23 protein-coding genes are annotated in these 21,732 nt (G+C 72.4%); 13 read left to right on the forward strand and 10 right to left on the reverse strand.

Translation table 11 applies throughout. From position 1 onward, the window contains the following. Nucleotides 1–456 precede the first annotated feature (456 nt). The 6 genes from K8U61_RS21920 to K8U61_RS21945 all read right to left on the reverse strand — a co-directional run bounded on the left by K8U61_RS21920 (nucleotide 457) and on the right by K8U61_RS21945 (nucleotide 4,383). Entirely contained in the window at nucleotides 457–939 is a 483-nt protein-coding gene (locus tag K8U61_RS21920; protein ID WP_224125143.1) for a glutathione peroxidase, read from the reverse strand. 61 nt (nucleotides 940–1,000) lie between these two features. Then, nucleotides 1,001–1,453: a VOC family protein gene (locus K8U61_RS21925; RefSeq protein ID WP_224125144.1), complete on the reverse strand. Its 453-nt coding sequence runs from the start codon at nucleotides 1,451–1,453 to the stop codon at nucleotides 1,001–1,003. A gap of 31 nt (nucleotides 1,454–1,484) precedes the next feature. Next, the gene (locus tag K8U61_RS21930; RefSeq protein ID WP_224125145.1) at nucleotides 1,485–2,477 is read right to left on the reverse strand and encodes an aldo/keto reductase; all 993 of its coding nucleotides are present in this window, start codon (nucleotides 2,475–2,477) and stop codon (nucleotides 1,485–1,487) included. An 8-nt stretch (nucleotides 2,478–2,485) separates the two neighbouring features. After that, a complete protein-coding gene (locus tag K8U61_RS21935) occupies nucleotides 2,486–2,878 on the reverse strand; it encodes a MerR family transcriptional regulator (RefSeq protein WP_224125146.1) in 393 nt (130 codons plus the stop codon). A 33-nt stretch (nucleotides 2,879–2,911) separates the two neighbouring features. Further along, nucleotides 2,912–3,718, reverse strand: coding sequence for an NAD-dependent epimerase/dehydratase family protein (locus K8U61_RS21940; protein WP_224125147.1), 807 nt, complete (start codon nucleotides 3,716–3,718; stop codon nucleotides 2,912–2,914). Between the two features lie 2 nt (nucleotides 3,719–3,720). Then, entirely contained in the window at nucleotides 3,721–4,383 is a 663-nt protein-coding gene (locus K8U61_RS21945) for a biliverdin-producing heme oxygenase (RefSeq protein WP_224125148.1), read from the reverse strand. A 160-nt stretch (nucleotides 4,384–4,543) separates the two neighbouring features. Between K8U61_RS21945 and K8U61_RS21950 the strand changes: the two genes are divergently transcribed. From K8U61_RS21950 to K8U61_RS25215, 6 genes are read left to right on the forward strand one after another with little or no spacing between them, the layout of a single operon-like run. After that, a complete protein-coding gene (locus K8U61_RS21950; protein WP_224125149.1) occupies nucleotides 4,544–5,653 on the forward strand; it encodes a heme/hemin ABC transporter substrate-binding protein in 1,110 nt (369 codons plus the stop codon). 10 nt (nucleotides 5,654–5,663) lie between these two features. Further along, nucleotides 5,664–6,740 carry a FecCD family ABC transporter permease gene (locus K8U61_RS21955; protein ID WP_224125150.1) on the forward strand — a complete coding sequence of 359 codons (1,077 nt, stop codon included), beginning with the start codon at nucleotides 5,664–5,666 and terminating at the stop codon, nucleotides 6,738–6,740. Further along, nucleotides 6,737–7,540 carry a heme ABC transporter ATP-binding protein gene (locus K8U61_RS21960; RefSeq protein WP_224125151.1) on the forward strand — a complete coding sequence of 268 codons (804 nt, stop codon included), beginning with the start codon at nucleotides 6,737–6,739 and terminating at the stop codon, nucleotides 7,538–7,540. Before K8U61_RS21955 ends, K8U61_RS21960 begins: the two co-directional genes overlap by 4 nt. Then, nucleotides 7,525–8,589, forward strand: coding sequence for a hypothetical protein (locus tag K8U61_RS25600; RefSeq protein WP_224125152.1), 1,065 nt, complete (start codon nucleotides 7,525–7,527; stop codon nucleotides 8,587–8,589). The genes K8U61_RS21960 and K8U61_RS25600 overlap by 16 nt, the downstream gene beginning before the upstream one ends. Further along, nucleotides 8,576–9,844, forward strand: coding sequence for an HtaA domain-containing protein (locus K8U61_RS25210; RefSeq protein WP_308043288.1), 1,269 nt, complete (start codon nucleotides 8,576–8,578; stop codon nucleotides 9,842–9,844). The genes K8U61_RS25600 and K8U61_RS25210 overlap by 14 nt, the downstream gene beginning before the upstream one ends. Further along, on the forward strand, nucleotides 9,841–11,091 hold the full coding sequence (locus tag K8U61_RS25215) for an HtaA domain-containing protein (RefSeq protein ID WP_263427572.1): 1,251 nt from the start codon (nucleotides 9,841–9,843) through the stop codon (nucleotides 11,089–11,091). The genes K8U61_RS25210 and K8U61_RS25215 overlap by 4 nt, the downstream gene beginning before the upstream one ends. Here the strand turns inward: K8U61_RS25215 and K8U61_RS21995 are convergent. Together K8U61_RS21995 and K8U61_RS22000 are read right to left on the reverse strand one after the other, a co-directional pair. Beyond that, on the reverse strand, nucleotides 11,081–11,641 hold the full coding sequence (locus K8U61_RS21995) for a TetR/AcrR family transcriptional regulator (protein WP_224125155.1): 561 nt from the start codon (nucleotides 11,639–11,641) through the stop codon (nucleotides 11,081–11,083). The genes K8U61_RS25215 and K8U61_RS21995 overlap by 11 nt on opposite strands. A 26-nt stretch (nucleotides 11,642–11,667) precedes the next feature. Beyond that, the gene (locus K8U61_RS22000; RefSeq protein ID WP_224125156.1) at nucleotides 11,668–12,468 is read right to left on the reverse strand and encodes a purine-nucleoside phosphorylase; all 801 of its coding nucleotides are present in this window, start codon (nucleotides 12,466–12,468) and stop codon (nucleotides 11,668–11,670) included. Between the two features lie 56 nt (nucleotides 12,469–12,524). Here K8U61_RS22000 and K8U61_RS22005 point away from each other — a divergent pair, with 56 nt between their 5' ends. Then, a complete protein-coding gene (locus K8U61_RS22005; protein ID WP_224125157.1) occupies nucleotides 12,525–12,908 on the forward strand; it encodes a VOC family protein in 384 nt (127 codons plus the stop codon). A 104-nt stretch (nucleotides 12,909–13,012) separates the two neighbouring features. After that, nucleotides 13,013–14,023: a hypothetical protein gene (locus K8U61_RS22010; protein WP_224125158.1), complete on the forward strand. Its 1,011-nt coding sequence runs from the start codon at nucleotides 13,013–13,015 to the stop codon at nucleotides 14,021–14,023. Between the two features lie 115 nt (nucleotides 14,024–14,138). Here K8U61_RS22010 and K8U61_RS22015 read toward each other — a convergent pair whose 3' ends face one another. Continuing rightward, complete coding sequence (locus tag K8U61_RS22015; protein WP_224125159.1) at nucleotides 14,139–14,591, reverse strand: gamma-glutamylcyclotransferase; 453 nt, start codon at nucleotides 14,589–14,591, stop codon at nucleotides 14,139–14,141. Nucleotides 14,592–14,652: 61 nt separating this feature from the next. Between K8U61_RS22015 and lpdA the strand changes: the two genes are divergently transcribed. The 4 genes from lpdA (at nucleotide 14,653) to K8U61_RS22035 (ending at nucleotide 20,007) form a co-directional block, all read left to right on the forward strand. Further along, nucleotides 14,653–16,050, forward strand: coding sequence for a dihydrolipoyl dehydrogenase (gene lpdA / locus K8U61_RS22020; protein ID WP_224125160.1), 1,398 nt, complete (start codon nucleotides 14,653–14,655; stop codon nucleotides 16,048–16,050). Nucleotides 16,051–16,081: 31 nt separating this feature from the next. Continuing rightward, complete coding sequence (locus K8U61_RS22025; protein WP_224125161.1) at nucleotides 16,082–17,476, forward strand: NAD(P)H-quinone dehydrogenase; 1,395 nt, start codon at nucleotides 16,082–16,084, stop codon at nucleotides 17,474–17,476. 37 nt (nucleotides 17,477–17,513) lie between these two features. Then, nucleotides 17,514–18,719 (forward strand): SpoIID/LytB domain-containing protein, encoded by a 1,206-nt coding sequence (locus tag K8U61_RS22030; RefSeq protein WP_224125162.1) that lies wholly within the window; start codon nucleotides 17,514–17,516, stop codon nucleotides 18,717–18,719. Nucleotides 18,720–18,825: 106 nt separating this feature from the next. Continuing rightward, the gene (locus K8U61_RS22035; protein WP_224125163.1) at nucleotides 18,826–20,007 is read left to right on the forward strand and encodes a SpoIID/LytB domain-containing protein; all 1,182 of its coding nucleotides are present in this window, start codon (nucleotides 18,826–18,828) and stop codon (nucleotides 20,005–20,007) included. On the opposite strand, the gene K8U61_RS22040 is transcribed toward K8U61_RS22035, so the two are convergent. Beyond that, on the reverse strand, nucleotides 19,988–21,145 hold the full coding sequence (locus K8U61_RS22040; RefSeq protein WP_224125164.1) for a benzoate/H(+) symporter BenE family transporter: 1,158 nt from the start codon (nucleotides 21,143–21,145) through the stop codon (nucleotides 19,988–19,990). The two genes, K8U61_RS22035 and K8U61_RS22040, sit on opposite strands and share 20 nt — an antisense overlap. A 53-nt stretch (nucleotides 21,146–21,198) precedes the next feature. Between K8U61_RS22040 and K8U61_RS22045 the strand changes: the two genes are divergently transcribed. Continuing rightward, nucleotides 21,199–21,726, forward strand: a complete 528-nt coding sequence (locus tag K8U61_RS22045; RefSeq protein WP_224125165.1) for an XRE family transcriptional regulator — start codon at nucleotides 21,199–21,201, stop codon at nucleotides 21,724–21,726. Nucleotides 21,727–21,732: the final 6 nt, after the last annotated feature.

The raw sequence follows: 21,732 nt of genomic DNA on the forward strand, positions 1-21,732 counted from the left end.
GAGGGCGTCGGCTGCTTCGGTGTCGGTCATCGACCATGCCGGAGTGTCCGCGATCGAGGTCAGATCATGGCGGGCATGCGCGACCGCCACCGACAGTCGGTGGGTGGGAGTCGCGGTCGTTGCCATACGTCCACTCAAGCACTGGCCACCGACACTGAGATGCTCAGAACCCTTGCTTTGACCGGGATGTGGACAACTTCGAAAGATTTTTTTCCGACCGATTTTCGGTCCCGCTGCGGGTGGTGGTTTCGGGGCTCGTCGCTGGCGCTTCTCGCACCTCAACCACCGTGCCGGGACCACCGGAAACCCGGGAAGCGGCGGTGACCCGAAGCGCGCCGTACCCGCCTTTGCTGCCTATCGGCGAGCAGTCCGCGCCTCTCGCAGGCCGAAGCTCATCTCGCCGGGCTTCGAGGCTCGCGCGCAAGCGCGCACTCGCACCGCAACCGGCGGAAGCGGTCAGCTGTTGAGGGCCTTCTCGATGTCGTCGGCGATCTTCTCGGGCTTGGTCGTCGGGGCGTAGCGGCCGAGCACGCGACCGTCCTGGGCGACCAGGAACTTGGTGAAGTTCCACTTGATCTTCGAGCCGAGCAGGCCGCCCTTCTGCGAGCGGAGGAACTGGAAGACCGGGTGGGCGCCCGGGCCGTTGACCTCGACCTTGGAGAAGAGCGGGAAGGTCACGCCGAAGTTGCGCTCGCAGAAGCCGGCGATCTCCGCGTCGTCGCCCGGCTCCTGGTGGCCGAACTGGTCGCACGGGAAGCCGAGCACCGCGAAGCCCTTCGCCGCGAACCGGTCGTGCAGCTCCTGCAGGCCCTGGTACTGCGGCGTGAACCCGCACTGGGACGCCGTGTTGACCACGAGCAGCACCTGCCCGTCGTACGCCGCGAGGTCCTGGTCCTGCCCGTCGATGGTGCGCGCGGACAGGTCGTGGAGAGAGGTCATGCCGTCACGCTAGCCAGGCCGTGGTGAGCGCCGGACAGGTGTCCACCTGCTGGTGCACACCTCAGGCGACGCAGAACTCGTTGCCCTCCGGGTCGTGCATGAGGACGGCGTAGTAGCCCTCCTCCTGGTCGTTGACCCGGCCGATCGACGCCCCGGCGGCGACGAGCTCGGCGACGCGGGTGTCGACGAGCCGCCGCCGCTCCTCGATCGGCAGCGAGCGGTCGCGGAGGGTCGGGTAGAGGTCGAGGTGGAGGCGGTTCTTGCCGGCCTTGGTCTCAGGGACGATCTGGAACCAGATCTTCGGGCCGTGGCCGTCGGGGGGCTGGATCCGGTCGTAGTCGTCGTCGGTCATGTCGGCGAGCTCGTCCTCGGGCACGCCCCACGCGAGGTACGTCGCCCGCCAGCTGGCGTGCCCGTCCGGCGGCGGCTGCGGCTCGTAGCCGAGGGCCAGCTGCCAGAAGCGCGCCAGCCGGGTCGGGTCGTTCGCGTCGATCGTGAGGTGCCAGAGGACCATGCGGCCACGCTAGGCGCAGCCACCGACAGCGTCAGCCGTCGATGGTGCTCATGTCGCCGTACCGGTCGCCCACGACCGCCTCGCGCGGCACCGCCTCGGTCAGGTCCTTCAGGTCGGCCTCGGAGAGCTCGACGTCGGTGGCGCCGACGTTCTCCTCGAGGTAGGAGATCCGCTTGGTGCCGGGGATCGGGGCCACGTCCGCTCCCTGGGCGAGCACCCAGGCGAGCGCCAGCTGGCCGGGCGTGCAGCCGTGCTCTGCCGCCAGCGCCCGCACCCGGTCCACCAGGGCGAGGTTGGCCTGGAGGGCCTCGCCGTTGAGGCGGGGGAAGTACGCCGATCGGCGGCTGTCGCCCTCCTCCAGCGAGTCGTCGGAGGTGATCGCGCCGGTGAGGATGCCGCGGCCGAGCGGCGAGTAGGGGACCAGGCCGATGCCGAGCTCGCGCAGCGTCGGGAGGATCTCGTCCTCGACGTCGCGGGTGAAGAGGGAGTACTCCGACTGGAGGGCCGTGATCGGGTGCACCGCGTGCGCGCGCCGGATGGTGTCGGGCGCGGCCTCGGAGAGGCCGAGGTGCCGCACCTTGCCGGCCTCGACGAGCTCGGCCATCGCGCCGACGGTCTCCTCGATCGGCACGGTCTTGTCGACGCGGTGCTGGTAGTAGAGGTCGATGTGGTCGACACCGAGGCGCTGCAGCGAGGCGTCGCAGGCCTCGCGGACGTACGCCGGGCTGCCGTCGACCCGGCGGCCGCCGTCGCCGGTCGCGACGATGCCGAACTTGGTCGCGAGCTGCACCTCGTCGCGGCGGCCGGCGATGGCCTTGCCGACGAGCCGCTCGTTGGTGTGCGGGCCGTACATGTCCGAGGTGTCGAGGAAGGTCACGCCGAGGTCGAGCGCGCGGCGGATGGTCGCGATGCCCTGGTCCTCGTCGGTCGAGCCGTAGAACGCGGACATGCCCATGCAGCCGAGGCCGAGCCCCGAGACGATGAGCGGGGAGGCGGTGCCGAGGGTGCGCTGGTCGAGAGTCATGACACGACTCAAGCGCTTCGAGCGCGCTCCAGGTCAAGGGCCTCGAGCTTCGAGCTGTAGATCCCGATCTTCCGGTCGATCGCGCCGAGGTGCTCCTGCACCTCCGCCAGCTGCGCGAGCACCTGCATCCGGTGGGCCCGGAGCAGGTCGAGGCGCGCCTCCTCGGTGCCCTCGCCGGCCCGCACCAGCTCGGCGTACCGGCGTACGTCGCGGATCGGCATGCCGGTGCCGCGCAGGCAGTTGAGCAGGTGGATCCAGCCGATCTCGGAGTCGGTGTAGCGCCGGTGCCCGGTCGCGCTGCGACCCACGGGGCGCAGCATCAGGCCGTCGCGCTCGTAGTAGCGGAGCGTGTCGGGCGTCAGGTCGGTGAGCTCGGCGGCCTCGGCGATCGAGTAGGTCACCCTCCCAGTCTGACTCCTGGAGTGCACTCCAGGTCAATGCCGTCGGTCGAGCGCGGGTCGGTCGACCACGGCCCAGTCGCCGCCGACGTGCGCGGCCTCCGCGTCGTCCTCGGGTCGCGGCGCGACCTCGCCGGCGTAGCGGGCGGCGTCGTCGCGTGGCTCGTAGCCCAGCGCTCGGCCCGGCTCCAGGTCCCACCACGCCCCGGTGTTGGCCGAGATGCCGTAGAGGACCGCGAACCCGGGCGCCGGTGCCGTCAGCGCGGCCTCCACCAGGCGCACGCAGTCGCCGGGGGACAGCCAGGTCTCGAGGTGCCGCCGGGTGACCGGGCGCTCCAGGAACGACCCGATCCGGCACGCGACCGTGTCCAGGCCGTGGCGGTCGGCGTAGAGGCTCAGCAGCGCCTCGGCCGCGACCTTGCCGACGCCGTACGGCGTGTCGGGGCGCGGCCGGGTGGCGGTGCCGACGGCCGGGTTCCCGGGTGCGGGCCTCGGCGTGAGGCCGACGGCGTGGTTGGACGAGGCGTAGACCATGCGGGGCACGCCGCGCGCCACCATCGCGTCCAGCAGTGCCGCCGTGGACAGCACGTGCGAGGACAGTGCGGTCGGCAGGTCGGTCGAGCTCGGGTCGCCCGCCAGGTGGACGACCGCGTCGAGCGGCTGCTCCGCGACCGCGTCGAGCACGGCGTCGGGATCGGTGCAGTCGGCCGTGTGCCAGGGGCCGAGCCATCCCTCGGGCGCCGGCCGCTGGTCCAGGCCGACCACGTCGTGACCGAGATCGACCAGTCCCGCCGTCACCACCGCGCCGATGCGGCCGGCGGCACCGGTGACGAGGACCCTCACGCTCAGCGAGCGTACGCCGCCAGGTTGCCGGCCAGCTCGCGGAAGAGCTCCTGGTTGAGGCGGAAGGCGACCTTCACCTCGTCGACCACGCGCTGCTTGTCGGCGTCGTCGAGGCCGAGCGCGTCGAGGCGCGCGCGGTAGGCGTCCTTGTAGAGCTTGGGCTTCTCGATCTCCGGGAAGTCGTAGAAGGCGATGCCGGCGCCGTCGAGGTCGAAGGTGCGGTCGAGGATCCGGCCGATCGCCTGACCGCCCGACAGGTCGCCGAGGTAGCGCGTGTAGTGGTGGGCCACGAGCAGCCCGCCCCACCCGGCCGCGTCCTCGAGGCGGGAGCGGTAGGCCGCGGCGGCGGGGGAGTCGACGGTGCGCTCGGTGTCGGCGCACCAGTGGTCGAGGTCGGCGTCGATCGCGGCCAGCCGCTCGAGCGCCTCGTCGTGCACCGCGGCGACGGCCGGGTCGTCGAGATGGTCGCGGACGACCGCCTCCATGGTCGCGTAGACGACCCGCAGGCGGAGCAGGTAGTCGGCGTACCCGCGCTCGTTGACCCGCCCGTCGAGCAGCGACGACATGAAGCTGGAGTCCTCCGCGGCCTGGTGCTCGGCCTGCGAGCCCTCGCGCATGGCGGCCGACAGCGGGAGGTCGACGGTGGTCTCGTCGAGGACGGTCATGGAGGCTCCTGGGCGGGCTTTGCGACAGGTTGTCGGGAAGATGATGACACAGTGTCGAATCGTGAGAAGTTAAGTAAGGCAAACCTTACTTGAACTGCTAGTCTGCCACCAGCTTCGCGCCCGGTGGGGGAGCGATCGGAGAAGAACGGCCGGGTCCGGCATGCGCAGCGTGAGGTGGGTCGCGCCGACCCTCGTGGGAGTCCTGGCACTCGCCGGCTGCGGCATCTCGGCGCAGGACGGCGGCTCGCCGGAGCGGACCGCGGGCGCCTCCACCCGGACCAGCGCCGCGCCCGACCTCGCCGACGTCAGCCCGCTGGGCGACGTCCGCGACTGGGACGGCGAGGTCACCGCCGTCGCCGACACCCCGGTCGACCCGGTCGTCGGCGACCCGGACCCGGACCTGCCGGTCACCGTGACCGACGCCCAGGGCACCGAGGTCACCGTCACCGACTCCAGCAGGATCCTCGCCCTCGACGTCTACGGCACCCTCTCGCGCACCGTCTTCGAGCTCGGGCTGGGCGACCGCCTCGTCGGCCGCGACGTCTCGACGGAGTTCCCCGAGGCCAAGGGCCTGCCGCTGGTCACCCAGAACGGCCACGAGCTCAACGCCGAGTCGATCCTCGCCCTCGACCCGACGGTGATCATCACCGACACCTCGCTCGGCCCGTGGGACGTCATCCTGCAGATGCGCGACGCGGGCATCCCGGTCGTCGTCGTCGACTCCCACCGCGGCCTCGACAACGTCGACGACCTCATCCACGAGGTGGCCGACCCGCTCGGCGTGCCCGCCGCGGGCGACGCGCTCGCGAAGCGCACCGACCGGCAGGTCGACGCGGTCACCGCCGAGATCGCGAAGGTCGCGCCCAGCGACCCGGACCAGCGGCTGCGCACCGTCTTCCTCTACGTGCGCGGGCAGTCGGGCGTCTACTACATGTTCGGCGAGGGCTCCGGCGCCGACTCCCTGATCGACGCGATCGGGGGGTACGACGTCGCGCAGGAGATCGGCTGGAACGGCATGAAGCCGCTCACCGACGAGGGCCTCATCGCCGCGCAGCCCGACCTGGTCCTGATGATGACCGGCGGGCTCGAGTCCGCCGGTGGCGTCGACGGGCTCCTGAAGAGACTTCCGGCCCTGGCGCAGACCCCGGCCGGGCAGCACCGTCGCTTCGTGGCGATGGACGACTCCCAGATCCTCGGCTTCGGGCCGATCACCGCGAGCGTGCTCAACGCGCTCGCCGTCGCGACGTACGCCCCGGGGTCGGTCTCGTGAGGTCCGCGTCGTGACGGCCACCGTGGTCGACCGTCCGCGCGCGGGCATCCGCGCGCTCGCCGGCCGGGTCGGCCTGCTCGGCGGTCTCGCGCTCGCGCTGCTCGTGGCGGTCGTCCTGGCCGCCGGGCACGGCCAGCTCGACATCCCGGCGAGCGAGGTGCTCGGCTCGATCCTGCACAAGATCGGGCTCGACATCGGGCCGCTGCCGACCCACCCGCAGGGTGAGGCGACCCTCTGGGACGTCCGCTTCCCGCGGGTCGTGATGGCCGCGCTGGCCGGTGCGTGCCTGGCCACGGCCGGCGCCCTGATGCAGGGCGTCTTCGGCAACCCGCTCGCCGAGCCCGGCGTCGTCGGTGTCTCCGCCGGCGCGGCCGTGGCGGCCGCGACGGTCATCGTCTTCGGGTGGACCTTCGCCGGCACCTGGACGGTCGCGATCTGCGCCTTCCTGGGTGGCCTGGTCACCACGACGCTCGTCTACCTCATGTCCCGCGACGGCGGCCGCACCGAGGTGGTCACCCTGGTCCTGACCGGCATCGCCGTCAACGCGGTCGCCAGCGCCGGCCTGGCCTTCCTCATGTTCCTCGGCGACACCCAGGCCCGCGAGGAGATCGTCTTCTGGCAGCTCGGCAGCCTCAACGGCTCACGCTGGCAGTACGTCGCCGTCGTCGCCCCGATGGCTGCCGTCGGCCTGACCGCGGCCCTCCTGCTCGCGCCCCGGCTCGACCTGCTCGCGCTCGGCGACCGCGCGGCCCGCCACGTCGGCGTCGACGTCGAGCGGCTGCGGATGGCCACCATCGTGGTCGTCGCGGTGCTCACCGCGGCCGCGGTCGCCTTCTGCGGGATCATCTCCTTCGTCGGGCTCGTCGTGCCACACCTGGTCCGGCTGCTCGCCGGCCCCGGCCACCGGCTGCTCGTCCCGGCCAGCGCCCTCGGTGGCGCGGTCCTGCTCGTGCTCGCCGACCTCTGGGCGCGCACCCTCATCGCGTACGCCGACCTGCCCATCGGCATGCTCACGGCCCTCGTCGGCGGCCCCTTCTTCTTCTGGCTGATCCGCCGCGCGCGTCGTACCGCCGGAGGCTGGGCATGACCGGCTTCTCCGCTCGCGACCTCTCCGTCGTCTACGACGGCCACCCGGTCCTCGACGGCGTCGACCTCGACATCCGTGCCGGCGAGCTGGTCGTGCTGGTCGGCCCCAACGGCGCGGGCAAGTCCACGCTCCTCGGCGTCCTGGCCGGCGACATCACGCCGACCACCGGCCGCATCGTCCTCGCCGACCGCGAGCTGCACGCCTGGTCGGCCCGCGACCTGGCCAGGCACCGGGCCGTGCAGCTGCAGAAGCAGGGGCTGGCCTTCGGCTTCCGGGTCCGCGAGGTCGTGCGGATGGGCCGCTCGCCGTGGCACCGCACCGACCGCGAGGACGACGACGACCGCGTGGTCGAGGAGTCGATGGCGCGCGCGGACGTGGCCGAGCTGGGGGAGCGGCTCTTCCCGACCCTGTCCGGCGGCGAGCAGGCCCGCACCTCCTTCGCCCGGCTGCTGGCGCAGCAGACGCCGGTCCTCCTGCTCGACGAGCCGACCGCGGCCCTCGACATCCGCCACCAGGAGTCGCTGCTCGCGGTCGCGCGCGAGGCCGCGGAGGCCGGCGCGGCGGTGGTCGTGGTGCTCCACGACCTGTCGCTGGCGGCGGCGTACGCCGACCGGATCTGCGTCCTGTCCCACGGCCGGGTGCGCGCGGACGGTCCGCCCGCCGCGGTGCTCACCGGCGAGCTGCTCAGCGAGGTCTACGCCCACCCCGTCGACGTCATCGAGCACGACGGCAACCTCGTCGTCGTGCCGGTCCGGGTCCGCACGCAGACCCCGAAGGAGGCACCGTGGTCCGCCGTCTGACCGTGCTCGCGCTCGTGGTCGGCTCGCTGCTTGTCGCCGGCCCGGCGTACGCCGACGGCCGGGTCACCGTCACGCCCGGCCGGATCGACCCGACGTACGCCACCACGCTGACGCTCTCCGGCAGCGGCTTCCAGTCGATCCGCGGCGGCCACGGCGGCATCTACGTCTTCTTCGGCACGGTCGAGGCCGGGTGGCAGCCCAGCAAGGGCGGCGTCACCGGCGCGGACTACCTCTACGTGCCCGACAGCGAGTCCAAGGACAACCAGGGCTTCCAGAAGTACGTCGCCTTCCCCGGCTCCGACACCGCCTCCTCGGCCAACGGCGGCACGATGAGCGCCTCCGGGTCCTGGTCGACGCAGCTCGTCGTCCCCGGCGCCGTGTTCCAGGCCTACGACCGCAACGGCGACGTGCAGACCGTCGACTGCCGCAAGGTCACCTGCGGCGTCATCACGATCGGCGCGCACGGCGTCACCAACAGCCACAACGAGACGTTCACGCCGGTCGGCGTGGGCTCGGCGCCGACCTCGACCGCCACCTCCGGCGCGACCGCGACGGCCTCGACGTCCGCCGACCCGACCGCCCCCGCCTCCGAGGCCCCGACCGACGGCAGCACGCCGGTGGCGGCCGGGCCCGCCACGCTCGAGGTCGACCGCGCCTCCGCGATCGCCGGGCACGTGCTCGCGTTCACCGCCACCGGCCTGCCCGCCGGCGCGCAGGTGTCCGCGGTCTTCGACGACGGCGCCGCGGGCGCCGGCCCCTTCGCCGTCGGTGCCGACGGCCGGCTCGCCGGCGTCATCACGCTGCCCGCCGAGGTCGGCGCGGGCACGCACGAGCTCCGGTTGTACGGCATCGACGACCCGCCCTCCGTGAGCTTCGCCGTGCAGTCGCCGGTCGCCGAGGACGCGAACCCGGTCGATGCCGCGGCCGAGTCCGCCGACGACGACGCCCGCGCCGCGTGGCTCTTCGCCGGGGCCGCCGCGCTGGTCCTCGTGCTCGCTCTCGTCCGGCTCGGCTGGCGCTACCTCAGGAGCCGGCGTGCGGCGGCGTGACCTCGCGGCGATCGGCCTCGCGGTCGGTCTGCTGGGCGTCGCGCTGCCGGCGTACGCCGACCCGACCTCGAGCGCCAGCCCGACCGCCAGCCCGACTGCGAGTCCGACCGCCGCGCCCACGAGCGACACCGTCGTCGAGCTCGACAACGCCGTGCTCCGCTGGGGGCTGAGCAACGAGTCGAGCAACCGCGCGTTCGCGCCGCGCACCGTCAACTTCTTCTCCGCCGGCCGCACGCCCGACCCCGGCAAGGGCGGCACCACCCTGCCCCGCGGGCAGTGGCGGCAGGCGAAGGGCGACGTGGCGATCCAGAAGTGGGACGGCACCCGGTGGAAGGCCGCCACCTGGGCCGGCCTCAGCACCGACAGCTCCGGCAAGGAGCTCGGCTCGCCGACCGCCGGGACGTTCAGCAACCACCGCTTCGTCTTCGGCGGCGGCACCGGCGAGGTCGACGCGACCGCCGGCACCGCCCACATCGCGTGGGACGGCGACGTCACGGTCCTCTACTACTCCGGGATGTCGACCTTCTACCTCTCCGACCCGGTCCTCGACGTCGCCGACGGCCGCGGCACCCTCACCGCCACGGTGCAGGGCTACGCCTCCTCCGTCGACGACCCGACCACGTGGGAGCCGGTGCCGGCCGCGACCGTCACGCTCGCGGACCTGCCCGACGTCGACCTGGCCGACTCCGAGGACGGCTTCACCGTCACGCCGGCGTACCTCGGCGTCGAGGTCTCCGGCCTCGGCCAGGTCACCGGCGACCGGTACAGCGGCTCCTTCCCGCAGAGCTTCGTCGACTACATGGACGAGCTGGGCACCGCGGCGTTCTGGCTCTCGAGCGGTGGGAGCACCGACCCGTTCAAGGTCGCGCTGCCGCTGACGGTCGGGTACGACGCCGCCGCGGCGCCGCCGGATCCGACGCCGACCGTCCAGCCCACCCAGGAGCCGATCGACAACCCGGTCGTCCCGCCGCCCGCGACCGTGACGGTGACCGAGCAGGCGGCCCCGGTGGTGCAGCCGGCACCGCCCGCCGCCGTACCGCCCAGCGTGGCGACGCCGCCCGCGGCCGCCGCCGCGGCCCCCCTGCCGGTCGCGGCCCAGCTGGTCGCCGCGACCCCCGAAGCCTCGGCCGACGCCTCCGGCGTCACCGACCCCGACTCCGAGTCCGGCGCCATCGCCGTGTGGTGGCTCGGCGGGGGCCTGCTGCTCGCAGCAGCCCTCACCCTCCTCCTTCCTGTTGGAAAGGCATCCCGATGAGCACGATCCGCCGCATCGCGGCCACCACCTCGCTCGCCCTCGCCGCCGCCGGTCTCGGCGTCGCGGTCTCCCCGCCCGCCTCGGCGGCCGACGGACCCACCTTGCAGTGGGGCGTCTCGGAGTACCTCCACGCGCACCTGACCACGCAGTCGTTCACCGACGGCGCGACCGCCGCCTCCGACGGCGTCGTCACCTTCACCGACGGCGTCGCCGACGGCGACACGATCCACTACCAGGGTGCGGCCCGCTACGCCTTCGCCGCGGGCGGCGTGGAGTACTACTCCTTCACGTTCTCCGACCTCCAGCTCACCGTCGACGACGCCGGCGACGGCACCATCGGCGCCGACGTCGCGTGGACCTCGCCCAGCGGCCCCGGCTCGCTCGACGACGTCGCGCTCGCCGCCTTCTCGACCGACGACGACTGGTCCGACGGGTCCCTCACCGGCACCCCCGACTGGACGGGCGTGGCCCCGGCCGACACCTACGGCTCCGGCAAGCCGGTCGACGGCGCGTCGTGGGCGGTCGGCTTCGTCCAGGCGCTCCCGAGCAGCCTGAACCCGACCTTCTACGCCAGCGGCTCCAGCTCCGACGCGACGAAGGCACCGTCCGCGTTCACGGCGGTCGCGGAGGCGAAGACGCTCGACGCGACCGCGTCGTACGACGCCTCGGGCGTGACGTTCGCGGCGGTCGGGTCCGGTGGCTTCACCGGCACCGACGGCAACCCCGGCGACGCCGGCATCTACGTCGGCCTGGCGCCGTCGGGCGGGCTGCCGGACGTCTCCACCCAGGATGCGATGGACAACTTCGCGGCCGCGGCGTACGTGCCGACGGCGGCGGTGACCGACGGCGGGTTCAGCACCTCGCTGACCGCGCTCGCGAGCGACCTGAAGAAGGGAACGTCGTACTCCCTCTACACCTGGCGCGCGCACTCGCACTCGACCACCAGCCAGGACACGGAGACCCCGGTGTCCATCCGCTGGTCGACGATCACGCTCAAGCTGGGCGCGAAGGTCAAGGGCGGCAAGCTCGTCGTGACCGGCACCGGCAAGAACGGCAAGCCGGTCGGCACCGCGTCGGTGAAGCTGACCAGGAAGGGCGCGACGAAGACGGTGAAGGCGGTCGACTTCAAGAACGGCAAGGCGACCGTCAAGCTGCCGAAGCTCGCCAAGGGCACCTGGAAGGCCAAGGTCACCTACACCGGTGACAACTACCTGACCGCGAAGAAGAAGGTCTCCGTCAAGCGCTGACGCCGCCCAGCACGAACGCCTCGATGGTCGTCGGCGGGAGGTGTCGCGGGTTCAGGCACGCATGGATCAGCGACATCGTCCCGTCGACGTCGTCGACGGCGAACGACCCGTCGGCGACGCCGGCGACGATGATGCCGCGCAGCACGTCCTCGACCGCCACGACATGGGTCCGGATGGCCTGGCGGGACTCCGGGCCGAGGACGCCGTACAGCTGCGGACCGAGGCCCATGTGGAAGCGCTCGCCCTCGGCGAGGTGGTGCCGCACGTAGGAGCGGAGCTGGTCGGCCGGGGTGCGTGCGGCGGTCAGGACGTCGCGGAGCCGGTCGAGGTACTCCTCGGTCTCGTGGCTGGCGAACGCAACCACCACCGACTCCTTGTCGGGGAAGTGGTGGTAGATCGAGGTGCGCCCGACGTCCGCGCGCTCGGCGATCGCGGCCATCGAGATCGCATCGAAGCTGCGCTCTCCCATGAGCTCGGCGAAGGCCGAGAAGACGCGGCGCTGCAGCTGCTCGCGGTGCTCTCGGAGCGACTCGCCGGAGATGCGGGGCACAGCCGGAGGCTACCCCCTGCGACCCGTCAGAGGCGGGGGACGACCTGGCCGAGGAGGTCGCCCATCCGGCTGGCCGCGGCGCGGCCCGCCTCGAGGACCTCCTCGTGGTTGAGCGGCTGGTCGCTGATGCCCGCGGCCAGGTTGGTGACCAGGCTGATGCCGAGCACCTCCATGCCCGCCTCGCGGGCGGCGATCGCCTCGAGCGTGGTGCTCATGCCGACCAGGTGGCCGCCGAGGATCCCGGCCATCCGCACCTCGGCCGGGGTCTCGTAGTGGGGGCCGGGGAACTGCACGTAGACGCCCTCGTCGAGGCTCGGGTCGACCGTCCGGCAGAGCTCGCGCAGGCGCGAGCTGTAGAGGTCGGTGAGGTCGACGAAGGTGGCGCCGACGATCGGGCTCCTGCCGGTCAGGTTGATGTGGTCGCTGATGAGCACCGGGGTGCCCGGCGTCCACGACTCCTTCAGGCCGCCGCAGCCGTTGGTCAGCACGATGGCGCGGCAGCCGGCCGCGGCCGCCGTACGCACGCCGTGGACGACGGCGGCGACGCCCTTGCCCTCGTAGTAGTGGGTGCGGCTGAGGAAGACCAGCAGCTGCTTGTCGCCGACCCTGACCGAGCGGATCTTGCCGGAGTGGCCGGCCACCGCGGCGGCGCTGAAGCCCGGCAGGTCGGTGGTGCTGATCTCGGCCGTGGCCTCGCCGAGCGCGTCGACCGCCGGGAGCCAGCCGGAGCCGAGGACGAGCGCGACGTCGTGACGCTCGACGCCGGTGAGCTCCGCGAGGCGGGTGGCGGCGTCCTGGGCGAGGTCGTACGGCGTCTGCTCGGTCACCCGCCGATCGTATGTGCCGGGGGCCGGATGTCGGTGGTCGCCTCCATGATCGAGGGATGATCGACCACTTCGGGATCAACTGCGGCGACCTCGCGACGTCGGCCGCCTTCTACGACGCGACCCTGGCCACCCTCGGCTTCGCCCGGGTGATGGACGTCGAGGTCGCCATCGGCTACGGCCCGCCCGGCAAGCCGGACTTCTGGATCAGCGCCCAGCCGCCCGAGGGTCCCGCCTCCGGCCCCAACCGCGAGGTCCACATCGCCTTCCAGGCCGCCTCGGCCGACGCCGTGCGCGCCTTCTTCGACGCCGCCGTCGCCCTCGGCGCCGAGGTCCTCCACGAGCCCCGCCTCTGGCCGGAGTACCACCCCGGCTACTACGGCGCGTTCGTCCGCGACCCCGACGGCAACAACGTCGAGGCTGTCTGCCACGCGGGGGCGTAGCGCCGCCGCCTGCAGGGATACCCGGTCGACCGGGTATCTCTGCGCTCGACAGCCGTTGCGACGGCTGTCGAGCGGCAGCAGGGGCTGTCGAGTTTGTCCACAGATTGCAGATCGGCCGGGAGCCGGACTCGCAGGCGGGGCAGACCAGGCCCATGATGAAGCCAACTGCGTGGAAACCCGACGACCCTCGACGGACACCCGTCACGTTGCGGTGCCAGTATCTCGAGCAGGGATACAGCGACCGCTCACTCGCCATCATGGTGCGCGATGGCACCCTGGCTCGGCCGCGCCGGGGCGCCTACGTCGCCGGCGACGTCTGGCGCGACGTCGACGAGGTCGGCCGGCACTCGATCCGAGCTCGTGCCGTCCTCGCTCAGGCCCGGACAGAGGTCGCGCTGTCACACGTGTCCGGGCTGCTCGAGTACGACGCCCCGATCTGGGGACTCGGTCTGGACGATGTCCATCTGACCCGAGCCGATGGTCGCATCGGTCGCCCCGAGGCTGGCGTGCGTCAGCACCGGGGAGCTCTCGAGGAGGGTGACGTCGTCGAGCGCAACGGCGTACCCGTCACCTCGCCGACGCGGCTCGCGCTCGAGGTGACCACGATGACCGACGTCGAGGCCGGCCTCTGTGTCGTCAACGACCTGCTCCACCGCGGCTTGACCACGGAATCGGCACTGGCCGAGCGCTACCAGCGCATGTCCCAGTGGCCGAACAGCCTCACCACCGACATGGTGCTGCGGCTGGCTGATCCGTTGATCGAGTCGATCGGCGAGACGCGTGCCTTCCACCTCCTCTTCCGCCACAGCCTGCCGATGCCGGTACCTCAATACGAGGTCAAGGAGGCGAACGGGCGCGTGCTCGGTCGAGTCGACTTCGCCTGGCCCGAGCTCGGCGTGTTCCTCGAGTTCGATGGGAGGGTGAAGTACGAGAAGCTGCTCAAACCGGGGCAACGGCCGTCCGACGTGGTGATCGCGGAGAAGCGTCGCGAGGATCGGATCCGGCGAGCGACCGGGTGGAGGTGCGTCCGGATCACCTGGTCCGACCTCGAGCACCCGGCTCGCACCATCGAGATGATCCGGCAAGCGCTGTTCCCCGCCGGCGCTGCTGCCTGAGGACCAAGGCCCGCGCTGGACAGGGACTCCTGGCGCCTGACAGCCGTTGCAAACCCCGACAAGCGCAGGGATCCCCGGTCGACCGGGGATGCCTGCAGGGCAGTCCGCCAGGCCCTCAGTGGCCGATCGAGCGACAGGGGCGGTTGCGGAGGGCGGCGACGTAGTCGGCGGGGGCGTCGGCGGCCTCGGCGGCATCGGCGAGGACGCCGAGGTAGGACGCGGACGGCAGGCCGCCCTCGTAGGCGTCGAGGACGTAGGTCCAGGCGACGACGGAGCCGGTCATCGTGGCGACCCGCACCTTCGTCTTGCGGTAGAGGCCGGAGTCGGCGGCCTCCCAGCCGTCGAGTCGGCCCTCGTCCTCGCGGGTGACGTCGTAGACGGCGACGAAGACCTGGTCGATCGGGTCCTCGACGATCGTCGACAGCGCGCCGTCCCAGCCGTGCTCCTCGCCGCCGAAGGTGAGCCGCCAGCCCTGCAGCCACCCGACGGTGGAGAGAGGGGAGTGCGGGCACCGCTCGCCCATCCGTGCGGGATCGAGGTTGGTCCCGTAGGCGGCGTAGAGCGTCACGCCCGGAAGAGTAGACCAACCGATGGGGAGTGACCTGCCTCTCGTCAGTAGGCTGGCGGACGTGACCACGCACTTCGACACTCTCGTCCTCGGCGCCGGACCCGGTGGGTACGTCGCCGCGATCCGCGCCGCCCAGCTCGGCCAGTCCGTCGCCGTCGTCGAGGAGAAGTACTGGGGCGGTGTCTGCCTCAACGTGGGGTGCATCCCCTCCAAGGCCCTGCTCCGCAACGCGGAGATCGCCCACATCATCACGAAGGAGAAGGACACCTTCGGGATCAGCGGCGACGCGACGATGGACTTCGGTACGACGCACCAGCGCAGCCGCGGCGTCGCCGAGGCCAGCGCCAAGGGCGTGCACTACCTGATGAAGAAGAACAAGATCACCGAGATCGACGGCTGGGGCACCCTCACCGGCACCCACGAGGTCGAGGTCGACAAGGACGGCTCGAAGACGTCCTACTCCTTCGACAACCTGATCATCGCCACCGGCGCGAAGGTCCGGATGCTGCCGGGCATGAGCAAGAGCGCCAACGTCGTCACCTACGAGGAGCAGATCCTCGACAGCGAGCTCCCGGGCTCCATCATCATCGGTGGCTCCGGCGCGATCGGCGTCGAGTTCGCCTACGTCCTCACCAACTTCGGCGTCGACGTGACGATCGTGGAGTTCCTCGACCGGATGGTGCCGACGGAGGACGCCGACGTCTCCAAGGAGCTGCTCAAGCAGTACAAGAAGCTCGGCGTGAAGGTCCTCCTCTCGACCAAGGTCGAGAACGTCGAGGACACCGGCTCCGGCGTCAAGGTGACCGTCAGCCCCGCGAACGGCGGCGACACCGAGGTCCTCGAGGCCGACAAGATGCTCGCGGCCTTCGGCTTCGCCCCGCGCGTCGACGGCTACGGCCTCGACACCGTCGGCATCGAGCTCACGGAGCGCGGCGCGATCGCCGTCGACGCCCGCGGCCGCACCAACCTGCCGCACATCTACGCGATCGGCGACGTGACCGGCAAGCTCATGCTGGCCCACACCGCCGAGGCGATGGGCGTCGTCGCCGCCGAGACCATCAACGGCGCGGAGACGATGGAGATCGACTTCGACATGATCCCGCGCGCGACCTTCTGCCAGCCGCAGATCGCGTCGTTCGGCTACTCCGAGGCCCAGGCCAAGGAGAAGGGGTACGACGTGAAGGTGTCGTCGTTCCCGTTCTCGGCCAACGGCAAGGCCCGCGGCATGGCCGAGGGCGTCGGCTTCGTGAAGATCGTCGCGGACGCCGAGCACAACGAGCTCCTCGGCGCCCACATGATCGGCCCCGAGGTCACCGAGCTGCTGCCGGCGCTCACGCTGGCCCAGCAGTGGGACCTCACCGCCGACGAGGTCGCCCGCAACGTCTTCGCGCACCCGACCCTGTCGGAGGCGATGAAGGAGGCCATCGAGGGCATCGCCGGCCACATGATCAACCTGTGATCGCCACAGCTTCGACCCGGACGGGACAGGCATGACTGAACGTGTCGTCATCATCGGCGGCGGCCCCGGCGGCTACGAGGCGGCGCACGTCGCCGCCCAGCTCGGGGCCGAGGTCACCATCGTCGACAGCGACGGGGTCGGCGGCTCGGCGGTCCTCACCGACTGCGTGCCGAGCAAGACGCTGATCGCCACGGCCGAGGTGATGAGCGAGCTGTCCAGCGCGGCCGAGCTCGGGGTCAGCTTCCACGACGCGGAGGGCGACGCCGCGACCGCGATCCAGGTCGACCTGGCCCGGGTCAACGCGCGGGTCAAGGCCCTGGCGACCAGCCAGTCCGACGACATCGAGCGTCGGCTGGTCCGCGACGGCGTGACCGTGCTCAAGGGCCGGGGGAGCCTGGCCGGCACCGACCGGGTCGTCGCGCAGCTCGAGGACGGGAGCGAGGAGATGCTCCGCGCCGACGCCGTCCTCATCGCGACCGGCGCCGCGCCGCGCACGCTGCCGAGCGCCCAGCCCGACGGCGAGCGGATCCTCACCTGGGAGCAGGTCTACGACCTCACCGAGGTGCCGTCCGAGATGATCGTGGTCGGCTCCGGCGTCACCGGTGCGGAGTTCGCCAGCGCCTACCTCAACCTCGGCATCCCCGTCACGCTGGTCTCCTCCCGCGACCGCGTGCTGCCCGGCGAGGACGCGGACGCCGCCAAGGTGCTCGAGGACGTCCTCACCCGCCGCGGCATGAACGTCCTCTCCAAGTCCCGCATGGAGTCGGTGACCCGCGACGGCGACGTCGTCACGGTCACCCTCACCGACGGTCGCACCGTCCAGGGCTCCCACTGCATCCTCGCGCTCGGCTCGGTGCCCAACACCGACGACATGGGGCTCGAGGAGGCCGGCGTCATCCTCAAGGACGGCGGCTTCGTCAACGTCGACCGGGTCTCCCGCACCTCCGCGCGCGGCGTGTACGCCGCCGGCGACTGCACCGGCGTCCTCATGCTCGCGAGCGTCGCGGCCATGCAGGGCCGGATCGCGATGTGGCACTTCCTCGGCGACACGGTGCACCCGCTCGACCTGCGCAAGGTCTCCTCCAACGTCTTCACCGCCCCCGAGATCGCGACCGTCGGTTGGACCCAGCAGGCCGTCGACGCCGGCGAGATCCAGGCCGAGGTGGTCACGCTCCCGCTCTCCGGCAACCCCCGCGCGAAGATGCAGGGCGTCCGCGACGGCTTCGTGAAGCTGCTGACCCGTCCCGGCACCGGCATCGTCATCGGCGGCGTCGTCGTCGGCCCGCGCGCCAGCGAGCTGATCCACCCCGTGTCGATCGCGGTCGCGGAGTCGTTGACCGCCGACCAGTTGGCCGGTGTGTTTACGGTGTACCCGTCGATGAGCGGCTCGATCGCCGAGGCCGCCCGCCGGCTGCACCACGTGTAACACCGCGTACGACGCTGTCTGACTCTCGGGAGACACCATGCCGCTCCGCCGGCTGATCGGGCTCGGTTGCGCCCTCGGACTCGCCTCGCTCGGCCTCTCCTCACCGGCCTCGGCCGCCGAGGTGTGGCCGGTGCCGCCGGACGCGACGATCACCGTCGACGGGCACGGCTACGGCCACGGCCGCGGCCTCTCGCAGTACGGCGCCGAGCACGCCGCTGCCGCCCGGGTCGGCTACCGCGGCATCCTCGACCACTACTATCCCGGCACCTCCCGGGGGACGGCCGGCGGCTCGGTGCGGGTGTGGCTCAGCGTGGGCGACATCGGCAACGCCGTCGTGGTCGACGCGAGCCCGAAGCTGCGCGTGCAGAAGACCGGCGGCGGCACGTCGTGGCTGCTGGCGAAGCAGCGGAAGAAGGCCAGCCGCTGGCGGATCGTCCCCCAGGGCGACAGGAGCAGCCGGGTGCAGTACCGCACGCGGGGCTGGCACACGCTGCGCACCGTCCGCGGTGCCGTCGAGTTCGCCGCCGGCGGAGCGAAGATCCGGCTGCACAACAACGACGGGACGGCCACGTCCTACCGCGGCGTGATCCGTTCGGTCCCGTCGTCCGCCGGCAACCGGATCGCCGTCAACGTGCTCGGCATGGAGCCCTACCTCCGCGGCGTGGTGCCCTCCGAGACCTACGCGTCCCTGTGGCACCCGGCGACGCTGGCCGCCCAGGCCGTCGCCGCGCGCTCGTACGCCGCCCACCAGCGCGCGGCCCGGGCCAGCAAGCCCTTCGACCTCTGCGACACCGAGTCCTGCCAGGTCTACGGCGGGGCCAGCGCGGAGTACCCGACCACCGACGACGCGGTGCGGAAGACCCAGGGCGAGATCCTCACCTACGACGGCGAGCCGGCCTTCACGGAGTTCTCGGCGAGCAACGGCGGCTGGTCGGCCGCGGGCGACGAGCCCTACCTGGTGGCGATGGAGGACCCGTGGGCCTCCGCCGCCGACGACCGCTACGTCGACTGGAGCGTCGACCTCAGCGACGACCAGATCGAGAAGGCGTGGCCCGAGATCGGCGACCTCGAGGGCCTCACCGTCGACGGCCGGGACGGCCACGGCGAGTGGGGTGGCCGGGCCGGGACGATCACCGTGACCGGCGACCAGGGCGAGGTCACGATGCCGGCGACGACCTTCACCACCCGGTTCCACCTCTACTCCGCGTGGCTGACGTTCTCGGTCACCGAGAAGGCCGGCTGAACTACAGATCTGTAGTTCGTCGGTTCCTCTGGCGGGCCGCCGATGGGCATGGTGCGATTTCCCCGTCACATCCGCACCACCCGCCACTCCGGACGATCGAGGCCTCATGCGACGCGCCCTGCTGGCCCTGCTCACCGCAGGGATCGCCAGCGTCGTCGGCCTGCCCGCGGCCCAGGCGGCGCCCGACTCCTGGTCGGTCCCGGGACAGGCGACGATCACCATCCGCGGCCACGGCTACGGCCACGGCCACGGCATGTCGCAGTACGGCGCCGAGGGCGCCGCCCGCCAGGGGCTGACCTACCGCCAGATCGTCGACTTCTACTACCCCGGCACGACGTGGGGCACCGCCAAGGGCCGGGTCACCGTGCTCATCTCGGCCGACACCACCGACGACCTCGTCGTCGAAGCGCGGTCGGGCCTGACCGTCCGCGACCTGGCCGGCGGCGCGCGGGTCACGCTGCCCGACAACGGCGCCCGGCAGTGGAAGGTCGCCACCGGCCGCGACGGCGTCACCCGGGTCTCCTTCCTGACGAAGAAGTGGCACCGCTGGCAGGCGCTCGAGGGCCAGGGCGAGTTCGCCGCCGGCGGCAAGCCGGTCACGCTGGTCACCCCGAGCGGCACCACCGCCTATCGCGGCAAGCTCCGCACCGCGGTGACCCTCACCGGCCACACGGTGACCGTCAACGCCCTCACCCTCGACAACTACCTGCGCGGCGTCGTCCCGCTCGAGATGCCGGCGCTCTGGAGCCCGGACGCCGTCCGGGCCCAGGCCGTGGCCGCGCGCACCTACGCGGCGTACGAGCGCCGCCACCCGCAGGCGTCGGTCTACCAGCTGTGCGACACCTCGTCCTGCCAGGTCTATGGCGGGTACGGCGCCGAGCACCCGGCGTCCAACGACGCGGTCACCGCCACCCGGCGCCAGGTGCTGCTCAGCGGCGGGCAGCCGGCGTTCACGCAGTTCGGGTCGAGCAGCGGCGGGTGGACCTGCGCCGGCTCGGTGTCCTACCTGCCCGCGCAGCGCGACACGTACGACGACTGGTCGGGCAACCCCGTCCACGACTGGAAGACCACGATCACCGACGCGACGATCGAGCGCGCCTGGCCGGGCATCGGCAACCTCAGCCGGATCGCCGTCCGGGGTCGCGACGGCAACGGCGTGTGGGGCGGCCGCGTGAGCTCGGTGCTGCTGGTCGGCAGCGACGGCCGGACCACGATCTCGGGGGACACCTTCCGCTCGGCGCTCGGCCTGCGGTCGACGTGGATCACCTTCAAGGTCGCGAGCGGCTGACCAGCGGTCGGGTCACCAGGCCCGCCACCAGCGCCCAGAACGCGGCGCCGACGCCCAGCACGGTGATGCCGGAGGCGGCGACCAGGAAGCAGATCACCGCGGCCTCGCGGCCGTCCTCGTCACGCAGCGCGCCGGCGAGCGAGGCGCCCAGGGTCCCGAGGAGCGCGAGCCCTGCGGCGGCCTGCACGACGTCGCCCGGCGACGCGGCGACCAGGGCCGCGAGCGCCGAGGAGACGAGGGCGAGCACCAGGTAGGTGCCCGCCGCTGAGACCGATGCGATCCAGCGCCGGTCGCGGTCCGGCCCCGCGTTCGGACCGGCCGTGAGCGCGGCGGTGATCGCCGCGAGGTTGATGGCGTGGCCGCCGAACGGGGCACCGACGACGGTGCCGATGCCGGTCACCGCCATCGTCTCCCGCCAGGGGACGGAGTAGCCGTAGCTGGCCATCACCGCCACACCGGGCACGTTCTGGGAGGCCATGGTGACGACGTACAGCGGCACGGCGATGCTCACCACCGCGGCGACCGTCCAGTGCGGGGTGGTCCAGGTCAGCGACGGGAGCAGGTCGCCGGTGTCGACCGACGACCCGGCCGCGACCACCACGACGACGAGCGCGACCGCGAGGGTGACCGGGACCGCCCACCGGCGCGAGACGAGGTGCATGACGAGCCAGGTGGCGACGACGGGCGCGACGTACGCCGGGGAGTCGGTCAGCCCGGTCACCGGCTCGAGGCAGATCGGCACCAGCACCCCCGCGAGCATCGCCTGCGCGAGGGAGGTGGGGATCCGGGCGATGAGGTCGCCGAGGCGGGTGACCAGCCCGGTGAGCACGACGAGGACCCCGGTCACCACGAACGCCCCGACCGCGGCGGGCCACCCGCCGGCCACCACGCCGGTCGAGAGCAGCAGCGCGGCTCCCGGCGTCGACCACGCGAGCGTGAGCGGGGTGCGGTGCCGCAGCGCCAGCCAGAGCATGCCGAGGGCCTGGGTCACGTAGACGGCGAGCAGCCCGGACGCCGCCTGCGCCGGGCTCGCGCCGACCGCGACCAGGCCGCCGAGGACGACGACGAAGGAGCTGCTGGAGCCGACGACCGCGGTGACGATGCCGGCGACGACGGGCGTGCCCTGGTGCTCGCTCACGCGACCCTCCGTCCGTGGTGTTCTGTAAACAGAACCCACGGTAGCGTGGTCGCGTGGCGACGAGCGAACCCGGGGCGGCGGTGGGTGCCCGCGTGCGCGCGCTGCGCCAGGAGCGGGGGCTCTCGCTCTCGGCGCTCGCGGCCGCCGCCGGCATCGGCAAGGGCTCGCTCTCCGAGCTCGAGACCGGCCGGCGCAACCCGACCCTCGACACCCTGTACGCCGTCGCCGGGCCGCTGCGCGTGCCGCTCGCGGAGCTCGTCGACTTCCGCGACGGGGCCGAGGTCTCCGACGACGGCTTCGAGACCGTGCTGCTCCACACCGAGCGCTCCGCGACCACGACCAGCGAGGTGTGGCTGCTCCGGGTCCGCGCCGGCGTCACCCGCTCGTCACCGGCACACCAGCCCGGCGTCGTCGAGCAGCTGGTGGTGCTGGCCGGCTCGGTCCGCGTCGAGCACGCCGGCCAGGTGGCCGAGGCCGGCGCCGGCGGCCACATGGTCTGGCCGGCCGACGTCCCGCACGCCTACACCGCCACCGGCGAGGTCGACCTCCGCGCGGTCAACGTCATCGTGACGCCGGGCTGAGCGTCA

This window comes from Nocardioides mangrovi, assembly GCF_020073815.1.
GTDB classification, from domain to species: domain Bacteria; phylum Actinomycetota; class Actinomycetes; order Propionibacteriales; family Nocardioidaceae; genus Nocardioides; species Nocardioides mangrovi.